Origin of the sequence: Polaromonas vacuolata (genome assembly GCF_012584515.1) — a bacterium.
Taxonomy (GTDB): domain Bacteria; phylum Pseudomonadota; class Gammaproteobacteria; order Burkholderiales; family Burkholderiaceae_C; genus Polaromonas; species Polaromonas vacuolata.
In genome coordinates, this window is the sequence record NZ_CP051461.1 from 3,279,099 (window position 1) to 3,299,952 (window position 20,854).

Sequence of the window (20,854 nt, forward strand, 5' to 3'; positions counted from 1 at the left end):
GGTGGCAAGTCGTCTTTAATTACCCGTTGGTAGAACTTAAATTACCCGTTGGTAAAACCACCAACTAGCCAACAAGATCAAAAGGCCAGAACCTCCGCGCACCACCACTGGCGCATACCAGCTACGGTTTAACAGTGGCTGCGACACCAGCACCCAAGCGCTAACAGCAATTAACTGACCCGCCTCTACGCCCAAGTTAAAGCCGGCTAACGCCCACGGTAGCAAACCGGTGGGTGCAGCAGCTTCTAACATCAAGCCGGCAAAACCATAACCGTGGATCATGCCGAACAGCAATGCCAACACATCAACACGAATCCAAGGTACAGGCCTTATGTTGAGCAAAGCCGTTACTGCGATAGTGACGGCAATCATGGGTTCGACCCAACTTGGCGAGGCGCTTGTTAGCCCCAGTGTTGCCAGTATTAAAGTAATCGAGTGGCCTATAGTAAAAGCCGTTATCGTGAACAGCAAGGTGCGCCAAACATTGCGCACAGAAGCTGTCGAATGCAGCAACACGCGCGGCTTTTCCCCACCTGGCCAGCGCAGCAATAATTGCAAAGGCAATACCAGCGCTAACAAAAATGCCAGATGGTCATAGCCCTCTAGTAGGTGGTGCACACCCAATAAAAAATAATCTTTTAACGTTGACCACTGACTGGAATTGGCCAGTGCGGCGCCAGCGCTTAGATTAGGGCTTTGATTAATATTTGCACCGGATGTGGCCGCTGCGCTGTCAAGCGCAGGACTGAGCAGCACGCTGCTCGCTTGCAGTGGCGATGCAGTACTTAAAAAGTCTTTACCGCTGATTTTTCCGGCCAACAGCAGTCGGTGATTGGCATCTTGCGCAGCAAGTAGCGTGTATTTAAATGCCACTGGTTGCGTCAGTGCGCAATTGGCAAGCGCAGTCGCGCGTATGTATGCGCCGTCGCTGCGGCGCTCAACACCAGCAGCTTTCCAATCGAGTGAGCAGTCAGTATTGCCAGTGCTTGATTTATCTAACTGAGCAGTCTGATTAAAAAGCGTCAACACATCCGGCATCACGGCCTTGAGCTCTCCCCAACTCACCTTGCCGTCGCTGTTGGCGTCTAAAGGCAGCACGGCATCCAAATCTTTGATCGCTACCGACAGTGTGAAAGACAAGCTGCGGGTGTCGCCTTGGCTGGCTTGCTCGAGCTGTTGAACATCGAGATAGGCATCACTGCCCTTATGCGCCCAAGCCGCTGAAGTACTTAGTAAACCGAGCAACAACACGCTGCGGCAATGACGAGAAAAACGGGTCAACATGGTCTGGCTTCTTAGTTTTGTAAATCTAATCATCACGAAGCGGCCTTGCTTAAGAGACCAGTTATTCGATTATCTTTTAAGCCGGTTGCGCGTAGCTGCGCGCTCAGCGCATTCTGCGCTGCGCTGTCTTTAGTTTGCGCCGCACTTGCGAGCGCTATCCACCAATCGATCGGCTCTTTTTGTAATTGCAAATTTTTTGTAGCGATCTTTAGCGCGCTAGCCGCATCGTCGTCAAGCCAGAGTGCTGTCAGAGCTAATTCACGGCCGTGCAGATAAGGGTCATCACCGCGGCGCACCAACTCTGCAACCCGCTCAGTGAGCAGGCTGCGAATGGCCTTCCAGCGCTCATCACCCATGCGTTTGTAGGCAGTGGCGCGGCGCAGCAATACCGCGTCCGTCTCGGGCGCTTTTTCTAACGCAGTCAGGGCTTTTTGGTTATTGCCCCCGCGCAGTAAAAAATCACTGAGTGCAATTGATGTGTATAAATCTGATTCCAGCGCCAGAGAGTTTTCGAAAGCACGCCCTGCAGCCGGCAGGCTTCCCGCACGCTCTTGGCTTTCCGCCAGCAATCCCAGTAACCAGCTGCGTTGGCCACTGTCTAATGATCGGTCTATCAAGGCTTGCAAGCCTGTTGCGGCCTCGCTTTGTCGGCCTTGCAAAGACTCAGTCTCAAGTCGGCAGGCTTGGGCATGCAGACCTTGACCGGCAAGCGCTACTGAATCGCACGCTTTAAGCGCATCCGGGTAGCGGCCAGATAAACGCTCTAGCGCCGCCAAATTTAACCAGCCTTGCGCACTATCCGGTGCTCGCACCAGTGCTGCTGTGAGAGTCTTACGGGAGGCATCAAATTCATGCCGACCTTGCTGCACCGTGGCTTGCAATACGGCCAGCTCGGTCGGTGCATCCGGCTTATCCCACCAAGCGCCAAGCACTGCCTGTGCACGACCCCAGTAGCGGGTGTCACCGGTTTGGCGAGCGATAGTTATATCTTGCCTGGCTTGCAGCACGGCGGCGGCGGGCGAGATTTTTTTACTCGCTGCGGCGGCTGTAGAACCTGCATTGACTCGTGCGGGACGGGCTTGGGTAATGCCGGGCAAAACTTCGAGCACCTCGTCATCGCGACCCGGCGTTAACAAGCTAACGGCGACGGCATTCAAACCCGTAGATAGCAGCGAAAAAGCTAAAAGCCATCGAAGAGAAATGGAAAAACGAGAATTCATAAAGTGGTATTTCAACATTTTCTTCTCAGCTCAAAGCCAGTGAGAAATTTAAGAACAAAAAATTTAGGCAAAAGAAAAGCCGGACGTTAGTATCACCAACGACCGGCCTGACTGCTTTGACACTACATCAAAACCTTGGTAAAGCTTACTGCGGCGTAGGTGACGCCGTCTCAGAAGTCACCAAATTGAGGTTATTAACATCAACCGCTTGCACCGTCTCACTGGTGTTAGCAATCAACCCATTCATAAAGTTGATTAAAGCCGAGAGTGACTGACCGATATCAGCAGCGATACCGCCACCGCCGCCACCACCACCGCAACCTGCTAACACGACGGTTGCTAGCAATATACCGGCGAGGCATTTTTTACTAGATATTTGCATCATTTATTCCTTTGCAATTTATGGTGAGCCTAAAACTTACTGCGAACCACTGTTAGGCGTGTTCAGGTAAGGAAAGCTGGTGAGAAACCGCACATTAGCCTGATCTACACCGTCATGGATGTTGGCGGCATTAGGCAAACCGTTAGATGCAGTAGTAGCCATCAAAGTGGACAGTGCAGTTGCATCGCACTTGGAAGTGAGTGACGGTACGTTAGGCACTGAGTTCAGCTTCAAACCATCGCCGGAACCATTGATCGCGCACAAGCCACCGACCATTGCAACCAATGCAATATCAACAACGTCGTCTTTTGGACGGCGACCGTTTGGAAAGCCTGCATTGTCTGTACCGCCTGGTGTCAGTGCATTACCAGCAACACCCAAACGATTTTGGTTAGCGAATGGCACTGGCGCTACGGCCAGATTCAAACGCAACATTTCTGACGGGGTTGGATTTGCTGGCTTGTTAACGCCGGTAATACCAGTCAGGAAAGTCGTAACCAAATCGGTACGTGGCAAGTTCTTAGGCGCGACATCCGCACCCAAGACAACGCTCAGAAGCGCTGGCAGAGTCGGATTAGTCACGTAGTTAAGAAACTGACCGTCGTCCTTTGGCATAGAGGCGTTGAACTTGTCTTTGTCTGGCAAGCCAATCACCAACTCATTAATCAAAGGGTTACCCAAACGCGATACCTGAGTCCAAGCACCACCGACTTTAGAGCCATTGGTATTGCCAGCACCAGGTGCTGGATTGATCAGCTGCGCTTGACGCACGCTGGCAGTTGTCCAGCCACCGATAACGGTCTCATTGCCGGCAGTCAAACAGCCCTTATTCACTTCCATCGCGATACTGGTGACGTTTAATTTTTGAATATCATTATTTCCACCACCGCCACCAGCGATGTCTTTTTGGGCCGGATCTAACAAGATACCCGCTGGCGCATTGACTAAGTCGAACACCACGCCGAGGTTAACGGCAAAACCTTCAGCGCGTTGACCGACAAATATCTTGGCTTGATCCATACCGGCTGGGCAGCCAGGAATGGTGACGGTGTGAATGTGCTTGGCGGCATAGCCAGCATAGTCAGCAATGGTTTTGCTACCGATATTGTCAACCGGCTTTTCAAAGGTAGTGCTCAGGCCAGACGTTTTAAATACGTCTTGCGCTACACCAGTGCGGCGATCGCCGCGCACGACTTTGACCGTATAAGTTTCGTTAACGTTAAGGTTAGCGTCATTAAGATTAGACACTGCGCCGGCTTGAATCAGTGGAATAGCCACTTGTTTAGAGCCGATTGGCAGGGCAATCGACTTCAGAGTGTTTTTAAAGCGAAACTGAAAAGTCAGGTGTTCTTTGGCGTCGCCCACGTTGTCGAGATTAATCTCATACAGCGCGTTAGGATCCATTTGGAAATAGTTAGGGCCGCCGTACGGAGCTTGCAGCGGCTGGTAGTTGGCGATCAAAGTCACGAAATCAGAACGACCACCGGTGCCATTAGCTGCAACACCTTCGTAACTGCGAAACATATAGAAATCGGTGCCATCAACTTTTGGCGAACCCGTGATGAAAGGAGCTTCACGGTGGCTAGAAGCCATGGCTGCCCCACTGACAGCAAGTAAAAGGCAAGCCTTGAAAAGGCGGGAATATTTCATTTGCATTGTCTATCTCCAGTTAAGTTGGATCTCAAAAAAAACCGGCCGCTGATTGCTGATTGTTCTCGGCATTAGCTTCCGATATCTAGTTTACGCAGTGATTTACTAAATGGATTCATATCTTTACAAAAGAGTACACAATTTATTACACATAAGCGAAACTCAGTACTTTATAAATATTTTTACTAAGCAGAAGTGCATCTTTTTTGTAAAACAAAAGAGCTCAAATGTGAATTTGATTTGCCATTACGAATGGCATTAAGACTATATGTAACAAATTACTTCAATGAAAATATTTTGATCGACTGCAACGTGGCGCGGAAAAATATTTACAACTATCGTTAAAAATTTAGAAGCCTAAGCAATCTACGCTGTTACAAGCTCTTTTTATTCATTTCGCTATGGGCTTGTTTAGCGACATCTCTCCATATCTCTACCTGTTAAGCCGAAAAATCATGATGTGCAGTTCAAAAGCTGACATACACACGTTATCAATTAGTGTTTCATTACGAATTTTTTTTGTAAGTATCGACAACTCTTTTATGGTGTTTATCAACGAGATCGCGATACATATAGTATTCGTCGAGCTGACTTCATTAAGCCCTTAGCCAAAGTCAGTTATCAGCTTTTCCACAAACAGTAACTAACTGAAATCATGTGGCAAAAAAATTCGTATGCAGACAAAGCATGGGTTACAGACAGTCAACCCGATAGCCACACATGAGATGAAACTCTCGCGAATATTATTAGCCACGTGTTTAATGCAGTCGTTTACGAATGCGGCACATGCTAAAAAACACTCTTCGAAATAACCGCAAACAAAGCTTAGTTGGCGAAAACCATACTGACATCGCCGTCACACCTCAGTGACACAGGTTTGATTCGCCGGCAGCCCAGATAAAGCGCGATCCTTCACGTAACCGCCATTTCTTCTCCGCCGATGCCACACGACTACAACACGCAGAGCCAAATAAAAGCTTACGCAGCAGCAGCAGCGACAAATTAAAAAGTACGAAACCGTGTTGGCGTCGATTGGGCGGATGGTTTTAGCACGCACAAAAAAAGACAAGACTATTGTGCAGATGCTACAAATCCGCCCGAATCAAAAAAGGTCGAATTGAAAAAAATCTCAACCGCAATCTCAATCTATGCAAGCTTATTAACGATGTCTAGGGATAACCCGGAACATCAAAAACTGCATAGCTGTCTTATGTTTTACAGCCTTCCTTGAAGCTCTCTACAACAGCAAAATAAAAGTTCATCTTTTAAAGGGTGAGGGCGAGAAAATGGCAGTCGGACTGTCGCTCGTCAATAGATGATTCAAAAAAATTACGGAGACATTTCTACATGAAAAAAATATTGACTGCATTTGGCGTTTTGTTGGTAACTGGCAGTGCATTTGCACAATCGTCTGTCACTCTTTTTGGTGTTGTTGACACTGCGTTTAGCTACGGCTCTGGTAGCACGTCAAATATGAACTCCATAAGTTCCAGCGGCAATGCCTCAAGCCGATTTGGTTTTAGAGGTATTGAGGATCTGGGCGGCGGGCTCAAAGCAGGTTTCTGGCTTGAAGGCGCAATCGCTGTAGATACTGGATCTGGCGGAACCACCAATATTAATAATTCAAAAGCTGATGTAGCAGGCCTGTTTGGTCGTCGATCAACCGTCAGCCTGATAGGCAACTTAGGCGAGGTCAGAATTGGCCGTGACTACACCGCCAACTACTTAGTCCAATTCACAGCCGATCCTTTTGGATCAATTGGTACCGGCGCAAGTCAAGTTTTTGTAGGCCGTGTTGGTGGCGCAACAGCCATTCGAGCCTCCAATATGGTCGGTTACTTCACTCCCGACACATTGGGTGGTTTTAAAGGACAAGCCCAGTACTTTTTTGGAGAAAACTCCACAAGCAATGCGAATAGAAAAAATGGCGATGGCTACTCACTTAGCGGTGCATACACAATTGACTCTTTCTATCTCGCGGTGGGAAACGGCACCACCAAAGACGAGCAGACGACTACATTTGGCGAAGTTAAAAACAACACCATTACCGCGTCTTATAAAATTGATAATGGAAAAATCAGCGCCGGTTACGCTGAAGAAAAAGTCAATATGATTAAACCGGTTAAAGCATCAGGCTACATTCTCAGCGGTATTTATCGCCACGGTTTAAATGACTATAAGGCGTCAATTTCCACCTACAGAACCGATATTTTAGGGGACCCAAAAACAAACAAATTCGCCATTGGAATAGTTCATAGTCTGTCCAAGCGAAGCGTTTTGTACGGCACCTTAGCCAGAGTGTCAAATAATGGTGGCGCTGCTATTTCGCTCAACAGGTCTATCACCGAGGCTAATCAGTCGTCGACTGGTATTGATTTAGGTATTCGTCACAGCTTTTAAAACACCAGCATAGGTTTAACGGTTTCCGAGGTTTTAGCTTTATTTAAAAAAATCTAAAGCCTCAAAATCTCGGAATTTTTAACTCAATAATTAACGAAGCATTTAAGTCACTTTAAAAGTGACCCACATAGACGGCGTGAATAGTTTTAACTCTCTCGTGTTTTACAAGCCGCAACCAGCTTCTTTTTCTATGCCGCGTTTGATCAGCATTCTCACTGTCGATACCGCTTTACTAGAGCCTTTGGATTTCCCAAAAACCATGGTGACTATTCGCTGCATGACGGGAGAGATAATACGTGAGGCCTGCAAGCGGCCGGCTTGAACATCCTCCCACACCGCATAAATGGGCAGAACGGCATATAGACGCTCTTCAGTCACTAAGTAGCGAATTAAAGGCAGTGAATCGACCTCGACCTTGGTATCTAGTGTGATTTGGTGATTTTTCGATAATGCATTTAACGCCAAGCGTAGACCCACTTGCGTGCTAGACCAGATAAAGGGTAAGCCATCGAGTTGCGCCAGTTCAATCTCATCAGGCTGCGTCAGCACATCACCAACGGCACCGACAAGATAGTTGTCAATGGTGCAAAGTGCGTCTTCGTTATCAGCCAGATTGCGCTCATCACGGCAAACAATGCCCACGTCAACATGTCCGTCTGCTATCCACGCATCAATTTCTTGGCTTGAACCTTGTAAATTTTTTAACTGGATACTAGGGTACTGACTACTTACCGTTTTAAATAACTTCGCAATTAACGGGTGACTGAGGCTGGGGAGCGAGCCTATGGTGACAACGCCTGCTGGCTCGTTGGCTTGCGTTCTTATCGCCAGCTCCAACTGTTCAGCATTACTTAACAAGTCTTTGACTGATTGGAGAATCCGCTTTCCACAATCAGAAATTTCCATGCCTCTACCCGTGCGATAAAACAAACACACACCGCACATCTTCTCAAGTGCGTTGAGCTTACGGCTGAGCAAAGATTGGCTAGTCCCCAAAGACAAGGCTGCGCGTGTCAAGCTGCCGCATTGTGTGATGGCAAGAAATGCTCGCCATTCATAAAGATTAGAAGTGAGTTCGAGCTCAATAGGCGTATTTTTTTGGCTCTGCATTAAAAATTAAGTGACTTATCTGGTTATATAAAAAATGCATTTTTTTGCGTACACAGATGATTATGCAGTTGTGATTCTCTTGTAAAAAAGTCTTACAAAATTTTTCAAAACATAGTCCTTGTTTAATAATTTTCTGAAGTGAATAAGTGCTAAACGAATCAATTAATTAAAGTCAATTTAAGCAAAATAGTTTAAAAAAAAATTTCTCAAAGAGAAAAACAAATGAGTCAATCCGTAAATAACCTAGGCATTACGTTTAATTTAAATCGAACACGCAACTTCATATTTAGCTGGTGAACGCTGTAAAAATCAATTAATGGTAGTAAGACCCATTGCAGGCCTGCCTCAAACCAACTTAGCAATCCAACTGAGAATAAAACTCAGCAAAATCGTCGACGTCAGCGGCACCGACCAATCTCGCCCAAATAAACGAAAACGCAAATCGCCCGGTAACCGGCCAAAGCCGAGTTTGTTGAGAAATGGCGTCAGCCAGCCGATGAACATCAGGGCTAGAAAAATCACAATCATCCAGCGAATCATGATTTAAATTTTCACAAAGTGTGGCTTCTGTCGCCTTGAGAAAAGCCCAGCGCTTGCCAGCCATTCCAAGGATTATTGGGGTTGTCTGCGGCAAAACCTATCACCTTAAAAAGCTCGCCCATCTCATGCTCGTTAATGAGTTTTTGCAGCATGCTGCGCTCAGCCAGGCTGACATTTTCCATCTGATCGAGCAGTCCGCAATTGAGTAAAAAGCGACCTTGACCGGCGTAGCCCAACACTTGCAAACCGGCTTCTTGGCCGGCCACGGCAATGCCGGTGAAGTTGACATGGGCGGTGATGTCTTTCTCGCCCACATCGGCCAGCGCATCGGCATCCGACTGATGGCTGCGGTGGCACATCACCGTGCCCATGCTGCGCTGCGCATGGAAGTACTCATGCTCGGGGAAACCGTAGTCCAGAAAAAATGCTGCGCCGCGCTCTAAGCGGTCGCCCAAACTGCGCATAAAGCCTTCGGCTTGGGGGTGGATTTCGGTCAGGTAGTCGTGCCTGCCCACTACCTCAATGGGTGGGCGCAAATTAGTGGCGATATCCGCATGCATTAAGCCGCCTTCGTGTATGGCTACGCCGCGCTCAAACCACAAGCTGTTAACACGCGCTAGCAACTTAATAGGCATGGCATCCAACACTTCGTTGCCGACAACCACGCCGTGAATTTTTTCTGGCAAGCTACTTACCCAACGCAGCTTATGCGCAAAGGCCTGCAAACGCTGCTGCTGACGCTCACGCAAACTGCCGGACAGATCAACAATCGTGTAGCTACCCACCGCATCGCCAAGTACCGACAACAATTGTTCGGCCAGCGCGCCTGAACCGGCGCCAAACTCCCACACCTCGTGCGTACCGGTCGCTTCAAGCGCTTGGCGTACTTGATTGGCCAACGCCCGACCAAAATGCGGCGAGAGCTCGGGTGCGGTGGCAAAATCGCTACCGGATTGCGGCATCAAACCGAACTTGCGCGAGGCATTGGCGTAGTAGCCCAAGCCCGGCGTGTACAGCGCCAACTCCATGAATCGGTCAAAACCCAGCCAGCCCCCGGCGGACTTTATGGCCTCTTGAATTTGGATTTGCAACTCGGTCGGTAAAATAGATTCTTTTTTCATACGTACCCCTGCTGCCGATTGTCGGCGATAGCGGCCACCTAGCGCCGCAAATGGCCACTTCTGCTTGCTCGCTGACCTTTCCACTCGGATACCACCTGATGATTTATCGATGACTGCTGCAACACCCGCTCCCGTTGTACTCGTGACCGGCGCCGCCAAACGCCTAGGCCGTGAAATCGCATTAGCGCTGGCCGCCAGTGGCTGGCGTGTTGCCGTGCATTACCGTCACTCTGCAGATGAAGCCATGCACACTGTGGCCGACTGCGCCGCACTGTCTAACGATGCTGACGGATTTGACTGCGACTTGGGCAACGAAGCCAGCGTGCGCGCCTTGCTGCCGCGTGTGATTGCGCGCTTTGGCCAAGTCGATGCAGTGGTGAACAGTGCTTCAGCTTTTGAGCATGACAATGTGAGTAGTTTTGGTTTTGACGCGTTAGAGCGGCACATGCGCAGCAACGTAGGCGCGCCGATTTTGTTGGCCGAGGCGCTGCACCAGCATCTCGGTGGTCGTCAGGCCAAAGGCGCAGTAGTCAATATGCTGGACCAAAAACTTTGGAATCAAAATCCAGACTTTTTAAGTTACACCCTGTCCAAAGCTGCACTAGAAGCGGCCAACACCATGTTGGCGCTGGCTTTAGCGCCGGTGCTGCGCATAGTCGGCGTAGCGCCAGGTTTGACACTCACTAGCCATATGCTGAGCGATGCAGACTTTGAAGCACTGCATAAACTCTCGCCGTTGGGGCGTTCTTCGACGCCGCAAGACGTGGTCTCGGCAGTGAAATTCGCGCTCGACAACCAGTCGATTACCGGCACAACTTTACTCGTCGATGGCGGCCAACACCTGATGAAGTTTGAGCGCGATTTCTCGCTCATGACCAACCACACAAACCCTTGAAAAAATCCATGTACAACACCCGTGGCACCCAAATTTTGACCCTCACCGGTCTACGCTTTGACGCCAACTTAGGCATCTTAGAAAGCGAAAAACTAGCGCCCCAACCGATTCAAGTTGACGCCGAACTCAACTTAGGAACGCAGGCTTTGCTGCCAGATGACGACATCAACAATGTGCTGGACTACCGTAAGGTCAGGCAAATCATCATCACCGAATGCACGGCCGACCATGTCAATTTACTCGAACGCTTAATTGGCAAATTGGCGCACCGCTTGATGCAACTGCCAGGCGTTTTGGGTGTGCGGGTAAAAATCGCCAAGCTTGAAATATTTGATGACTGCGAAGTAGCTATTCGCGTCGAAACCGGACAATGGTAGACCTTATGCAATCAGTAATAAATTCCCCCACTAGCGACGAAAAAAACTGGACTGGCGCACAAGCGGACAGTTCAGCGCGGGTGCAAAACCATCTCAAAATTGAGCGTGAAGACAACAAACTAGAAAAGCGTTTATGCCGCGAAGTTGGCCGCGCGATTGTTGACTACAACATGATTGAAGAGGGCGATAAAGTCATGGTTTGCGTGTCGGGCGGCAAAGACAGCTACGCCATGTTGGACATTTTGCTCAAGCTACAAAAACGTGCGCCGATTAATTTCGAACTTATCGCCGTTAACTTAGACCAAAAACAACCCGGTTTTCCCGAGCACATATTGCCCGAGTATTTAAGCCGCTTAGGCGTGCCGTTTCATATTGAAAACCAAGACACTTACAGCATAGTCAAACGCGTCATACCTGAAGGCAAAACGCTTTGCTCGCTGTGCTCACGGCTGCGCCGCGGCATTTTGTACCGCGTGGCCGGCGAATTGGGCGCGACTAAAGTAGCCCTTGGCCATCACCGCGATGACATGTTGCAAACGTTTTTTCTGAATATGTTTTTTGCGGCAAAACTCAAAAGCATGCCGCCTAAATTAGTCAGTGATGACGGCAAAAATATCGTCATTCGGCCGATGGCTTATGTGACTGAAAAAGACTTGATCCGCTGGTCTGCGGTGCAAGACTTTCCCATCATTCCCTGCACGCTGTGCGGCAGTCAAGAAAACTTGCAGCGCAAACAAGTCGGCAACATGCTGCGCGAGTGGGACAAGAAGTTTCCCGGCCGTCTTGAAAATATGTTTTCCAGCCTGCAAAACATAGTGCCTTCGCATTTGTTGGACACTGATCGTCATGATTTTAAAAATATCAAAACAACCGGTGTTGCCGATGATGATGGCGATAAAGCATTTGATTCGGAAGACTTCAAAGACCCGGCCTTCACGCTGCGGCCCGGTTTGCAAGTCGTCGAACTCAAGACTAGCTAAACCGTTTAAAGCGTAAACCACATGATGCAAGAACCGACCCGAATCATAGCTATTCGCCATGGCGAGACGCACTGGAATGTGGATAGCCGAATTCAAGGCCAGCTAGACATCCCACTCAATGCGCTGGGTCGCAGTCAAGCCAGTCGTTTGGCTCAGGCGCTCAAAGATGAGCCAGTGCGTGCGATTTATGCCAGCAGTTTGACCCGGGCTTGGGAAACTGCGCAATATCTGGGCCGTGCGCTAGAACTCGATGTGGTGCCAGAGCTAGGTTTGCGTGAGCGCGGCTTTGGTGACTTTGAGGGCAAGACTTTTGCCGAAATACAGGCTGAGTTACCCGACCAGTCCCAACTCTGGCGCACCCGCGATCCGCACTTTAGCCCTCTAGGCGGCGAGTCGTTGACGGATTTGCGCCTGCGCGTGTTGGAAGCCGCTAGCCGGCTCGCTGCCCAACACCCGGGCGAGTTGATTGCGCTAGTGGGCCACGGCGGCGTAATGGATGTGCTTTACCGCGCCGCAACCCGGCTGGGAATTCAGGCACCGCGCACGTGGGAGTTGGGCAATGCAGCCATCAACCGTTTGCTTTGGACGCCCGAAGGATTTAGTTTGGTGGGTTGGGCAGATACCAATCACCTGGATGACGATGCGCTCGATGAAACTAGCGTGGCCTAAAAAAGTTTTTAAACTTTTTTAACTTTTAAGACAGCGTCTCATTGCCGCGATTCGGCGGCGTTACACCCAAATGCAAATACGCCGCCAAGGTGGCAATCCGCCCACGCGGCGTGCGCTGCAAAAAGCCTTGTTGAATTAAGTAAGGTTCGATCACGTCTTCAATCGTGTCGCGCTCCTCGCCTATGCTGGCGGCGATGTTATCCAGACCGACTGGCCCACCATCAAAGCGGTGAATCACGGCCTCTAACAACTTGCGGTCCATCACATCAAAACCTTTGGGATCAACGTCCAGCATGGCCAGTGCAAGATTGGCGATCGCCAAGGTGATTTGGCCGTCGCCTTTGACATCCGCATAGTCACGCACGCGGCGCAGCAAGCGGTTGGCGATGCGCGGTGTGCCGCGCGAGCGGCGGGCGATTTCAAAGCCGCCGTCCGCATCCATCGGAGCATTGAGCAAGCCAGCACTGCGTTTGACGATGCGGGCAAGTTCTTCGGGGGTGTAGAACTCCAGCCGGGCGACTATGCCAAAACGATCGCGCAGCGGGTTGGTCAGCATGCCGGCACGGGTGGTTGCGCCCACTAGCGTGAAGGGCTGTAAATCTAGCTTGATACTGCGCGCAGCCGGGCCGTCACCAATCATGATGTCAATTTGATAGTCCTCTAACGCGGGATACAAAATTTCTTCGACGACCGGGCTTAGGCGGTGAATTTCATCAATGAAAAGCACATCGTTTTTTTCTAGATTGGTCAGCAGTGCGGCCAAGTCTTTAGGCTTTTCTAACACCGGCCCGCTGGTCTGGCGCATATTCACGCCTAACTCGTGGGCAATGATGTGAGACAGCGTGGTTTTACCCAAACCGGGTGGCCCAAACAGCAGCACATGGTCAAGCGCTTCACCGCGTTTTTTGGCTGCACCTATGAAAATTTGCAACTGCTCACGCGCTTTGACTTGGCCCACATAGTCGTCAAACAACTTGGGCCTGAGGGCGCGCTCTATCGCCTCCTCGCCGGGCGACGCAGGTGCGGCGGAAATGACGCGTTTGGGTGGTGGCGGGCCGGGCAGGAAATTATCGGTTTGTATGCTCATAGGTAGCTTGCATTGTAGGCAGCGCGGGCTGGGCGCTAGACCTTATTGCTCAAGGCCTGCCTATGTCAGCGGTTTGGTTTTTTGCTCTTAACAGCACTGGCTAGCGCTTGCCTTACCGAGTCTGAGTGGGCGCTTTGCTCGGCTACTTTCGCAGCGCTATTGCACTCAGACTATTTACCCAACGCTTTGAGCGCAAGCTTTATACCGTCGCTCACGCCAATCTCAGAGGGCAAAGCCTTGAGTGCTAAGGCCGCATCGCGGTCGCTATAACCGAGGGCAATCAGCGCCTGCAAGATATCCGATGAGTTGTCGTCTTTAAACGTCGCACTCACGCCAATGTCTGCGCCTAGCTTGCCTTTGAGTTCGAGCAGCAAACGCTCGGCGGTTTTCTTGCCAATGCCGGGTACTTTGATGATGCGGCCGGCTTCTTGACTGGTGATGGCTTGGGCCAAGTCTTGCACGCTCATACCGCTCAGCACACTGAGAGCGGTGCGCGGGCCAACGCCAGAGATTTTGATCAGCTCGCGAAACGCGGCTCGCTCTGGCGAGCTGCCAAAGCCGTAGAGAATTTGGGCATCTTCCCGGACCACGAAATGCGTCAGCAGGCTGACTTTCTCGCCCAATCCGGGCAGGTTGTAAAAAGTGCTCATGGGCACAAGTAGCTCGTAGCCTACGCCATTGCAATCCACCAGAATTTCTGGTGGGTTTTTCTCGGCCAGTTGGCCCTGTATTCTGCCTATCATGTAAGTCCTATTTTTCAGAGTCATTATCAGTCAAGCCGCACGGGTCAAGCAGACAAGCGGACAATGTAGATTGCGCCCGATAACCGTCTAGGCAAAGCCAAGGAAAGTCCACTTTTGATACTACGCCACACCTTCACGCCACCCAACAATACCCGTATGAGCAATCTTTGCGGGGCCATGGATGGCCACATCCGCAGCATAGAAACCGCGCTCGATGTAACCATCGCCCACCGCTTTGAGCAATTCAAAATTGACGGCCACAAAGCCCGCGCCACCCAAGCGCTAGAGGTGCTGCAAGCGCTGTATGAAATCGCCCAGCGCCCGATTCCAGAAGAAACCGTGCAACTCATGCTGGCTGGCGACACGGCTTTGGCTAAAGCGCCTGACGGCAGCAGCGCACTGTCAACAAGGCGCGCCGATTTACGCGCGCGCACTGTCAACCAAGCCACTTACCTAGACAACATCGCCACCCACGACATTACCTTTGGCATTGGTCCGGCCGGCACGGGCAAGACTTATTTAGCCGTGGCCTGCGCTGTCGATGCACTTGAACGCAGCGTGGTGCAGCGCATCGTACTGACGCGGCCGGCGGTTGAAGCCGGTGAGCGTCTGGGATTTTTACCCGGCGACTTAAATCAAAAGGTCGATCCGTATCTGCGGCCGCTGTATGACGCGCTGCATGAACTGATGGGTTTTGAGCGCGTACAAAAAGCTTTTGAGCGCCAACAAATTGAAATCGCGCCGCTAGCTTTTATGCGTGGCCGCACGCTCAACCATGCGTTTGTAATTTTGGACGAGGCGCAAAACACCACGCCAGAGCAGATGAAAATGTTTTTAACCCGCATCGGTTTCGGCAGCCGCGCCGTGGTGACGGGCGACATCAGCCAAGTCGATTTGCCGCGCACCCAACTCAGTGGTTTGGTCGATGCTGAGCGCGTGCTCAAACGCGTCAAAGGCATTGCGATTACCCGGCTCACGAGTGCCGACGTGGTGCGCCATCCCTTGGTCGCACGCATAGTTGACGCCTACGACAAAACTCAGAGTGGCTCAGCTGGGGAGGACTCGGAGGTAGATATTTCTGACGCCCAAGAAGTCGTCATACCGATTGCCAGACCCGGCCGCACCAGGAGCAGAAATGGCACTTAAAGACTTGAGCTTATCGCTGCAATTTGGCGATCTCGATGACGCCGCACTGCACCGCGCCGCCCTGCCGCGCCACAGCGTGACACGCTGGATTCGCCATGCGCTAGACCTAGATGCCGAAATCACAGTGCGCATAGTCGGCGCCCAAGAAGGCCAAGCGCTTAACAATAGTTATCGGCAAAAAGACTACGCCACCAATGTGCTGACCTTTGACTACACCCAAGAGCCCATGATCATGGCCGACTTGGTACTGTGCGCGCCAGTGGTTGCCAAAGAAGCCCAGGAAAACGGCAAAAGTCTGAAAGACCACTACGCGCATTTACTGGTTCACGGCACCTTGCATGCGCAAGGCTGGGACCATGAAACCAGCCAAGAAGATGCCGAAGAAATGGAAGCCAGGGAGACCGAAATTTTGGCCGGTTTAGGCATAGAAAACCCTTACTAAGCTTACTTACTAAGCGTCATTACTAAGCGCGCCTAAAGTCACCTACAAAAAACCACTGTCCGTCTCAGAACTGGCGCGGTCTTTTTGTCAAAACTCAATCTCTGGCGTTACTAAAAATCGGATTGTCTCGAACCGATTCAGCCACGCGTCAAGGCTTGAGTAGCGCCGCCAGTGAAAGTGACTGCACCACCGCGGGATAGCTAGGAACAAGGCGCTGCAAACCAACTTCTTGCGCCCACTGCTGCAACTGCGCTTCGCGCGCAACGACAAGGTTGACTGCCGCGATGACTTCGGGCTTACCAGCCAACGCGACCCAACCCATGTTGATGCCTAAACTTTGGGCTGGTCCTGCGCGCAGACGCAGTGGCGAAGCCGTGCGTTGGCGGTAAACATCCCAAGCGGTGCTGGGCATTAACATTGCGTCGACTCTGCCGCTTTCTAACGCCGCCCAGCGGTCATCTAACTTGCTCATGGACACCATGTTTGGCACCAGTGCGCCGCCTTGATAGGTGGCGATCAACGTACCCTCTAAAGTGCCAGCAATCACGCCTATTTTTTGACCACGTAGTTCACCTAAAGTGTTGGCCCGCGGCGCGTCCTCGCGCTGCACTAACTGCAAGGCCATGCCTTGGTAGGGATCGCTCGCCACCACATGGCCAAGGACCACATCGGCACGCTCACGCGGCCGCTTGGCACCCGGGTAGTCAGGCGTCTTAGCCTTGAGACGACTGGGCGGACCAAGGTCAGCCGCAAGCAAGGGAAAGCCGCTGACCAAATCGCACACACCCGCTGACAGCAGCGCATTGACTTCAACCGCAAAATTAGCGTCTTGTTCCAGTTCAGACTCAAACGGCACTAGGCGCAGGGGTCTACCCAACTCTTGTGCCACGGCCTTTGCCATGCTCACATCAAAACCACTCAATTGGCTTTTGTGCGCCACTGACAAAGGCGCGTTGTCTTCGCTCATGCAAACCGTTAGTACTGGCTTGCTGACGCTTGACTGAGCCAACGCAGCACTGGCAAGACAGCTCAAGGCGGTCATTAAAACGACCCGTCCGAGTTTGAAAGTAACTCTCAACATCTCACATCTCCTTGCCGCCGCGGGTAGAAACATAGGCCCACAACCACTGAATCGCGCCTGGCTCTAGTGCATCCTTAAATGACGGCATATTGTTTTTACCGTGGGTCACGGAGTTAAAAAACCGGTCCGGCGCGTCTGTGGGGAAACGGCGTAAATCGTAAGACGAAGTCCCCGAGCTCACCATGTTGCGGCCATGGCACTGCGCGCAGGTGCGGTCGTACTGGGTTTTGCCTTGGTTCACCAGCGCTTGAGTCGCTGGGCCGGGCGCCGGTATCATAGCGGGGTCGGTATTGGTTTGTGCGTAGGCCGCTTGCGAAGAGGCGGCCAAACACAGTAGCAAAAGATGTAGGCCTCTCATCTTCATTCGACCGCAAACGTCCATACCGAGCCACCAGCCGGCACTTGCGACATGCGCTCATCGCCCAGCAAGGCCCAGACACCACCGGAGCCAGACACCACGCTGACATACTGCTTGCCGTCTTGTACAAAAGTCACCGGTAAACCGATGATGCCGGAGCTGGTCTGGAACTCGTAGAGCTTTTTACCGTTCTCTGCATCCACCGCAATAAACTCACCCGTGGCCGCGCCCGTAAAGACCAAGCCGCCGGCGGTAGACAGAGTGCCCGCCATGCTGGGCTGACCGGGCCACGCCATCTGCCATTTACTCTTGCCAGTCATGGGGTCGAGAGCGCTCAGGAATCCGTGAGGTTCATCCTTGGGCATATTCACGCCACGGTAATTTACGCCCACATACCACTCACCCCTTTTGTATTCGGGTTTGGACAATTGGTAAGGCCAGCTGATATTGAGCGTATTGGCATAGGCCAAGCCGGTCTGAGGATTCCAAGACATCGGCGACCAGTTTTTGCCGCCCAGTACCGAAGGGAAAATTTCTACGTCTTCACCCGCGCGCGCTTTCTTGTCCATCTCGCTGTGCACCGGGCGACCGGTCTTGAGGTCTATGCGATCAGCCCAATTAACTTTCACATACGGATTAGCGGCCAATAACTCACCACTGGCACGGTCCAGCACATACATAAAGCCGTTGCGATTGGCTTGCGTCAACACTTTTCGGTCTTTGCCAGCTATCTTCATGTCAACCAACATGCCTACTTCTGTCGAATCGTAATCGTAGGGATCGTTGGGGCTGAACTGATAGTGCCAGACTAACTCACCGGTTTTGGGCCGAAACGCGACCACTGAGTTGATGTAGAGGTTGTCGCCCTTGCGTACATTGGGGTTCCAAGGACCACCGTTGCCTGTGCCCCAATAAACCAGATCCAACTCGGGGTCGTAAGCACCTGTCAGCCAGGTCGGTGCACCGCCCTTTAGATGGGTATCGCCCGGCCAGGTGTCGCCGCCTTTTTGGTCTGGCGCTGCGGTGGTGTAGAAACGCCAGAGTTTTTTACCGGTTTCAGGATCCCAGCCATCGATAAAACCACGCGTGCCGTATTCGCCGCCAGCGATGCCGGTGATGACAACACCGTTGGCAATTAACGGCGCGCTGGTCATGGCTTGGCCATTTTGATAATCAGCGGCTTTACTCTTCCAGAGCTGCTTCCCGGTTTTGGCGTCCATCGCCACGATATGCGCATCTAAGGTGGCACGAAATAACTTGCCGTCGTAGATTGCGACGCCGCGGTTCAAGATTCCGCAGCAAGCCATTTTGAAAACGTCTTGCGGCAAGTCAAATTCTTGTTTCCAAATTTGCTTACCGGTGACAGGGTTGATGGCCACCGTGGTGTTGTGGGTCGTCACATACATAACGCCTTGGTAGATGATGGGCTGAGACTCTTGACTTTGCGAGTTGTTCAGGCTGTAGGCCCAAACCGGATGCAGCTTGCTGGCATTGCCTTTGTTAATTTGCTTCAGCGAGCTGTAGCGCTGATTGTTGTAACCCATGCCGTAGGTCAGTACATCACCGTTAGTGGCGGCGTCGCGCTTTAAATCGTCAAGGCTTTGCGCGTGAGCACTGCCCAGCGCCAACAGCAACACCGCGCTGCAAAAAAGGGTAGGTTTGATAAACATGTTGTGCATCCTTGTCGTAGTTATTGCTGCATCGCTTTTGTTCGCTCTCATACACATATTAAAAAATTCATCGACCCTGCGCACCAAGGTGTTTTCCCTTGGACACATCTGTTCCGAGTCGGAACAGATGAGCAACTAAAGCGACAGCAACCGAGGGTTTTTCCGGTTACCATGTTGTGGCTAGTTTCCCAAGCTGTAAGTTGTATAAATTGTTCAGAAAGCCTTTGCCACATGAACACCCAAAACCTGCCGACGCAGATTTTTTTTCGCACGCAGGAGCAGCGCACTGCACTGGCGCGAGAGCAATTTTTTGAAGATGGCATACGTCCCTCTGGCCTCGTCAGCGAAACCGTGATTCAGTCTTGGGATAGGTGCCGCCAGCTCGGCCAGCAGCGCGATAAGCTACCGACTTTGGACCCCGTAGGCAGAGCTGCTTTGAGTACTGCGCTGGCCCGCAATGAAAAACTCATGCAAGCGGCCCGCTTGGAGCTCGATCAACTCCAAACGTCGCTCAGCGGCACCCATTGCCGAGTCTTGCTGACCGACGAGCGCGGCGTGATCATGCACGTCTCGCAAGACACGGACGAGGCGAATCAGACGGTGCTGGATAAAGTCTCGCGCGTGGGTGTGAATGTGACTGAAAGCCGCTTGGGCACCGCAGCCACCGGCATAGTGGTGCACACAGGTCATGCCAGCCAAGTCAAGGGCGGTGAGCACTTCTATAACCCGTTTCGCGAATTACAGTGTGCTGCAGCGCCGATTCGTGATATTCATGGCCAGCTTGCAAGTGTTTTAAATCTGTCTACCGAAGCGCATGACTTTGGTTTTGATCCGGCTGCGGTAGTCGGCCTTTTTGCCACCATGATAGGCAACCGACTGCAAGTTTCGCAATCGCCAGAGTTGTTGGTGTTGCATTTCCAAACCGTTCACAGCCTGTTGGGAACACCTATGGAAGGTCTGATGGGAATAGACACAAATGGTCGCGTCATTTGGGTCAACCGCGTCGGCCATAGCTTGCTGGGCGTGGATCAACAAGTAGAGATGCTGCACGTAAATGACGTACTCGGTATCGACTTGCACGCATTGGTAGGCTTGTATGCTGCCAGCCAACGACAGCAGATAAAGTTGCCCAGCGGTCTGAGCATCTGGGTCAAGGCTTTTATGCAGGGCAGCCAAAGCGCTAGTAACTTTCATATGACAGGCGCATCCGCCGCTGCACAAACATCACAAACATCACAAATGCAGGCAAGCGCAACGCTTAGCGTCCCGCCTTTAAAGCCATCGCCATCGCTCAATGCAGAAGATTGCGCACCACTCTCGCCAGCGGCGCAAAGTCATAACGACTGCATCTCGTCGTTGGCGCAATCACAACAACGCCTGATTGGACAAACCTTAATCGATCAGCATGGCAACGTGGCAAAAACAGCGCGTTTGCTAGGCGTGTCACGTGGTTTGGTTTATCGCCATATGCGCAAAAGTTAAGCGGACAAAGGCGTATCGTCATCAAGTAATACTTAGCGATAAAGACCTGAACGAGATAAAAATAGTCTGAGTAAATGGCTTAGTAAGTGGTCTAAGCAAAAGATCTAAGCAAGAGGTCTGACAAAACCTATTCAAAGACGACAAACTCACTTTTTTACTCGCCGCGCGGCCACACAAAACAGCACAGCCGCGCTGAACCAGTACACACATCGGCATA

The 20,854-nt window shown here is 51.4% G+C and carries 20 protein-coding genes; 8 read left to right on the forward strand and 12 right to left on the reverse strand.

The annotated features are described in order from the left end of the window. Positions 1-36: 36 nt before the first annotated feature. From HC248_RS14910 to HC248_RS14925, 4 genes are all read right to left on the reverse strand, one after another. The gene (locus tag HC248_RS14910; RefSeq protein ID WP_168923165.1) at positions 37-1,284 is read right to left on the reverse strand and encodes a HupE/UreJ family protein; all 1,248 of its coding nucleotides are present in this window, start codon (positions 1,282-1,284) and stop codon (positions 37-39) included. Positions 1,285-1,316: 32 nt separating this feature from the next. Continuing rightward, positions 1,317-2,504 (reverse strand): tetratricopeptide repeat protein, encoded by a 1,188-nt coding sequence (locus tag HC248_RS14915; protein ID WP_168923166.1) that lies wholly within the window; start codon positions 2,502-2,504, stop codon positions 1,317-1,319. A 145-nt stretch (positions 2,505-2,649) separates the two neighbouring features. After that, positions 2,650-2,889 (reverse strand): hypothetical protein, encoded by a 240-nt coding sequence (locus HC248_RS14920; protein ID WP_168920684.1) that lies wholly within the window; start codon positions 2,887-2,889, stop codon positions 2,650-2,652. Between the two features lie 33 nt (positions 2,890-2,922). Next, positions 2,923-4,536, reverse strand: a complete 1,614-nt coding sequence (locus tag HC248_RS14925; RefSeq protein WP_168923167.1) for a DUF4331 domain-containing protein — start codon at positions 4,534-4,536, stop codon at positions 2,923-2,925. A gap of 1,347 nt (positions 4,537-5,883) precedes the next feature. Between HC248_RS14925 and HC248_RS14930 the strand changes: the two genes are divergently transcribed. Beyond that, positions 5,884-6,936, forward strand: coding sequence for a porin (locus HC248_RS14930; RefSeq protein WP_168923168.1), 1,053 nt, complete (start codon positions 5,884-5,886; stop codon positions 6,934-6,936). Between the two features lie 162 nt (positions 6,937-7,098). Here HC248_RS14930 and HC248_RS14935 read toward each other — a convergent pair whose 3' ends face one another. The 3 genes from HC248_RS14935 to HC248_RS14945 all read right to left on the reverse strand — a co-directional run bounded on the left by HC248_RS14935 (position 7,099) and on the right by HC248_RS14945 (position 9,707). Further along, entirely contained in the window at positions 7,099-8,046 is a 948-nt protein-coding gene (locus HC248_RS14935) for a LysR family transcriptional regulator (RefSeq protein WP_168923169.1), read from the reverse strand. A gap of 345 nt (positions 8,047-8,391) precedes the next feature. Further along, the gene (locus HC248_RS14940; protein ID WP_168923170.1) at positions 8,392-8,586 is read right to left on the reverse strand and encodes a DUF2905 domain-containing protein; all 195 of its coding nucleotides are present in this window, start codon (positions 8,584-8,586) and stop codon (positions 8,392-8,394) included. An 11-nt stretch (positions 8,587-8,597) separates the two neighbouring features. Next, the gene (locus HC248_RS14945; RefSeq protein WP_168923171.1) at positions 8,598-9,707 is read right to left on the reverse strand and encodes a class I SAM-dependent methyltransferase; all 1,110 of its coding nucleotides are present in this window, start codon (positions 9,705-9,707) and stop codon (positions 8,598-8,600) included. A gap of 109 nt (positions 9,708-9,816) precedes the next feature. On the opposite strand from HC248_RS14945, the gene HC248_RS14950 reads away from it, so the two are divergent. The 4 genes from HC248_RS14950 to HC248_RS14965 are packed head-to-tail and all read left to right on the forward strand — an operon-like array spanning position 9,817 to position 12,628. After that, positions 9,817-10,602 carry an SDR family oxidoreductase gene (locus HC248_RS14950; RefSeq protein WP_168923172.1) on the forward strand — a complete coding sequence of 262 codons (786 nt, stop codon included), beginning with the start codon at positions 9,817-9,819 and terminating at the stop codon, positions 10,600-10,602. 8 nt (positions 10,603-10,610) lie between these two features. After that, positions 10,611-10,979 carry a dihydroneopterin aldolase gene (locus HC248_RS14955; protein ID WP_168923173.1) on the forward strand — a complete coding sequence of 123 codons (369 nt, stop codon included), beginning with the start codon at positions 10,611-10,613 and terminating at the stop codon, positions 10,977-10,979. A 5-nt stretch (positions 10,980-10,984) separates the two neighbouring features. After that, positions 10,985-11,959, forward strand: a complete 975-nt coding sequence (gene ttcA / locus HC248_RS14960) for a tRNA 2-thiocytidine(32) synthetase TtcA (protein WP_238342648.1) — start codon at positions 10,985-10,987, stop codon at positions 11,957-11,959. Between the two features lie 24 nt (positions 11,960-11,983). Continuing rightward, positions 11,984-12,628, forward strand: a complete 645-nt coding sequence (locus HC248_RS14965) for a histidine phosphatase family protein (protein WP_168923882.1) — start codon at positions 11,984-11,986, stop codon at positions 12,626-12,628. 25 nt (positions 12,629-12,653) lie between these two features. Here HC248_RS14965 and ruvB read toward each other — a convergent pair whose 3' ends face one another. Further along, entirely contained in the window at positions 12,654-13,715 is a 1,062-nt protein-coding gene (gene ruvB, locus HC248_RS14970) for a Holliday junction branch migration DNA helicase RuvB (RefSeq protein ID WP_168923175.1), read from the reverse strand. Between the two features lie 170 nt (positions 13,716-13,885). Beyond that, the gene (ruvA, locus tag HC248_RS14975) at positions 13,886-14,458 is read right to left on the reverse strand and encodes a Holliday junction branch migration protein RuvA (RefSeq protein ID WP_168923176.1); all 573 of its coding nucleotides are present in this window, start codon (positions 14,456-14,458) and stop codon (positions 13,886-13,888) included. Between the two features lie 114 nt (positions 14,459-14,572). On the opposite strand from ruvA, the gene HC248_RS14980 reads away from it, so the two are divergent. Together HC248_RS14980 and ybeY are read left to right on the forward strand one after the other, a co-directional pair. Continuing rightward, a complete protein-coding gene (locus HC248_RS14980) occupies positions 14,573-15,604 on the forward strand; it encodes a PhoH family protein (RefSeq protein WP_168923177.1) in 1,032 nt (343 codons plus the stop codon). Beyond that, entirely contained in the window at positions 15,594-16,046 is a 453-nt protein-coding gene (ybeY, locus tag HC248_RS14985) for an rRNA maturation RNase YbeY (RefSeq protein WP_168923178.1), read from the forward strand. The genes HC248_RS14980 and ybeY overlap by 11 nt, the downstream gene beginning before the upstream one ends. 148 nt (positions 16,047-16,194) lie before the next feature. On the opposite strand, the gene HC248_RS14990 is transcribed toward ybeY, so the two are convergent. From HC248_RS14990 to HC248_RS15000, 3 genes are read right to left on the reverse strand one after another with little or no spacing between them, the layout of a single operon-like run. After that, a complete protein-coding gene (locus HC248_RS14990) occupies positions 16,195-17,127 on the reverse strand; it encodes a substrate-binding periplasmic protein (protein ID WP_168923179.1) in 933 nt (310 codons plus the stop codon). A gap of 1 nt (position 17,128) precedes the next feature. After that, positions 17,129-17,491: a c-type cytochrome gene (locus HC248_RS14995; protein WP_168923180.1), complete on the reverse strand. Its 363-nt coding sequence runs from the start codon at positions 17,489-17,491 to the stop codon at positions 17,129-17,131. After that, positions 17,488-19,155: a PQQ-dependent dehydrogenase, methanol/ethanol family gene (locus tag HC248_RS15000; protein ID WP_168923181.1), complete on the reverse strand. Its 1,668-nt coding sequence runs from the start codon at positions 19,153-19,155 to the stop codon at positions 17,488-17,490. Before HC248_RS15000 ends, HC248_RS14995 begins: the two co-directional genes overlap by 4 nt. Positions 19,156-19,386: 231 nt before the next feature. Here HC248_RS15000 and HC248_RS15005 point away from each other — a divergent pair, with 231 nt between their 5' ends. Then, the gene (locus HC248_RS15005; RefSeq protein ID WP_168923182.1) at positions 19,387-20,637 is read left to right on the forward strand and encodes a helix-turn-helix domain-containing protein; all 1,251 of its coding nucleotides are present in this window, start codon (positions 19,387-19,389) and stop codon (positions 20,635-20,637) included. Positions 20,638-20,854: the final 217 nt, after the last annotated feature.

Excerpts from the sequence above, each read along its gene's own strand:
- HC248_RS14910 (WP_168923165.1), bottom strand. The coding sequence starts at position 1,284 with ATGTTGACCCGTTTTTCTCGTCATTGCCGCAGCGTGTTGTTGCTCGGT.
- HC248_RS14915 (WP_168923166.1), bottom strand. The coding sequence starts at position 2,504 with ATGAATTCTCGTTTTTCCATTTCTCTTCGATGGCTTTTAGCTTTTTCG.
- HC248_RS14920 (WP_168920684.1), bottom strand. The coding sequence starts at position 2,889 with ATGATGCAAATATCTAGTAAAAAATGCCTCGCCGGTATATTGCTAGCA.
- HC248_RS14925 (WP_168923167.1), bottom strand. The coding sequence starts at position 4,536 with ATGAAATATTCCCGCCTTTTCAAGGCTTGCCTTTTACTTGCTGTCAGT.
- HC248_RS14930 (WP_168923168.1), top strand. The coding sequence starts at position 5,884 with ATGAAAAAAATATTGACTGCATTTGGCGTTTTGTTGGTAACTGGCAGT.
- HC248_RS14935 (WP_168923169.1), bottom strand. The coding sequence starts at position 8,046 with ATGCAGAGCCAAAAAAATACGCCTATTGAGCTCGAACTCACTTCTAAT.
- HC248_RS14940 (WP_168923170.1), bottom strand. The coding sequence starts at position 8,586 with ATGATTCGCTGGATGATTGTGATTTTTCTAGCCCTGATGTTCATCGGC.
- HC248_RS14945 (WP_168923171.1), bottom strand. The coding sequence starts at position 9,707 with ATGAAAAAAGAATCTATTTTACCGACCGAGTTGCAAATCCAAATTCAA.
- HC248_RS14950 (WP_168923172.1), top strand. The coding sequence starts at position 9,817 with ATGACTGCTGCAACACCCGCTCCCGTTGTACTCGTGACCGGCGCCGCC.
- HC248_RS14955 (WP_168923173.1), top strand. The coding sequence starts at position 10,611 with ATGTACAACACCCGTGGCACCCAAATTTTGACCCTCACCGGTCTACGC.
- ttcA (WP_238342648.1), top strand. The coding sequence starts at position 10,985 with ATGCAATCAGTAATAAATTCCCCCACTAGCGACGAAAAAAACTGGACT.
- HC248_RS14965 (WP_168923882.1), top strand. The coding sequence starts at position 11,984 with ATGCAAGAACCGACCCGAATCATAGCTATTCGCCATGGCGAGACGCAC.
- ruvB (WP_168923175.1), bottom strand. The coding sequence starts at position 13,715 with ATGAGCATACAAACCGATAATTTCCTGCCCGGCCCGCCACCACCCAAA.
- ruvA (WP_168923176.1), bottom strand. The coding sequence starts at position 14,458 with ATGATAGGCAGAATACAGGGCCAACTGGCCGAGAAAAACCCACCAGAA.
- ybeY (WP_168923178.1), top strand. The coding sequence starts at position 15,594 with ATGGCACTTAAAGACTTGAGCTTATCGCTGCAATTTGGCGATCTCGAT.
- HC248_RS14990 (WP_168923179.1), bottom strand. The coding sequence starts at position 17,127 with ATGTTGAGAGTTACTTTCAAACTCGGACGGGTCGTTTTAATGACCGCC.
- HC248_RS14995 (WP_168923180.1), bottom strand. The coding sequence starts at position 17,491 with ATGAAGATGAGAGGCCTACATCTTTTGCTACTGTGTTTGGCCGCCTCT.
- HC248_RS15000 (WP_168923181.1), bottom strand. The coding sequence starts at position 19,155 with ATGTTTATCAAACCTACCCTTTTTTGCAGCGCGGTGTTGCTGTTGGCG.
- HC248_RS15005 (WP_168923182.1), top strand. The coding sequence starts at position 19,387 with ATGAACACCCAAAACCTGCCGACGCAGATTTTTTTTCGCACGCAGGAG.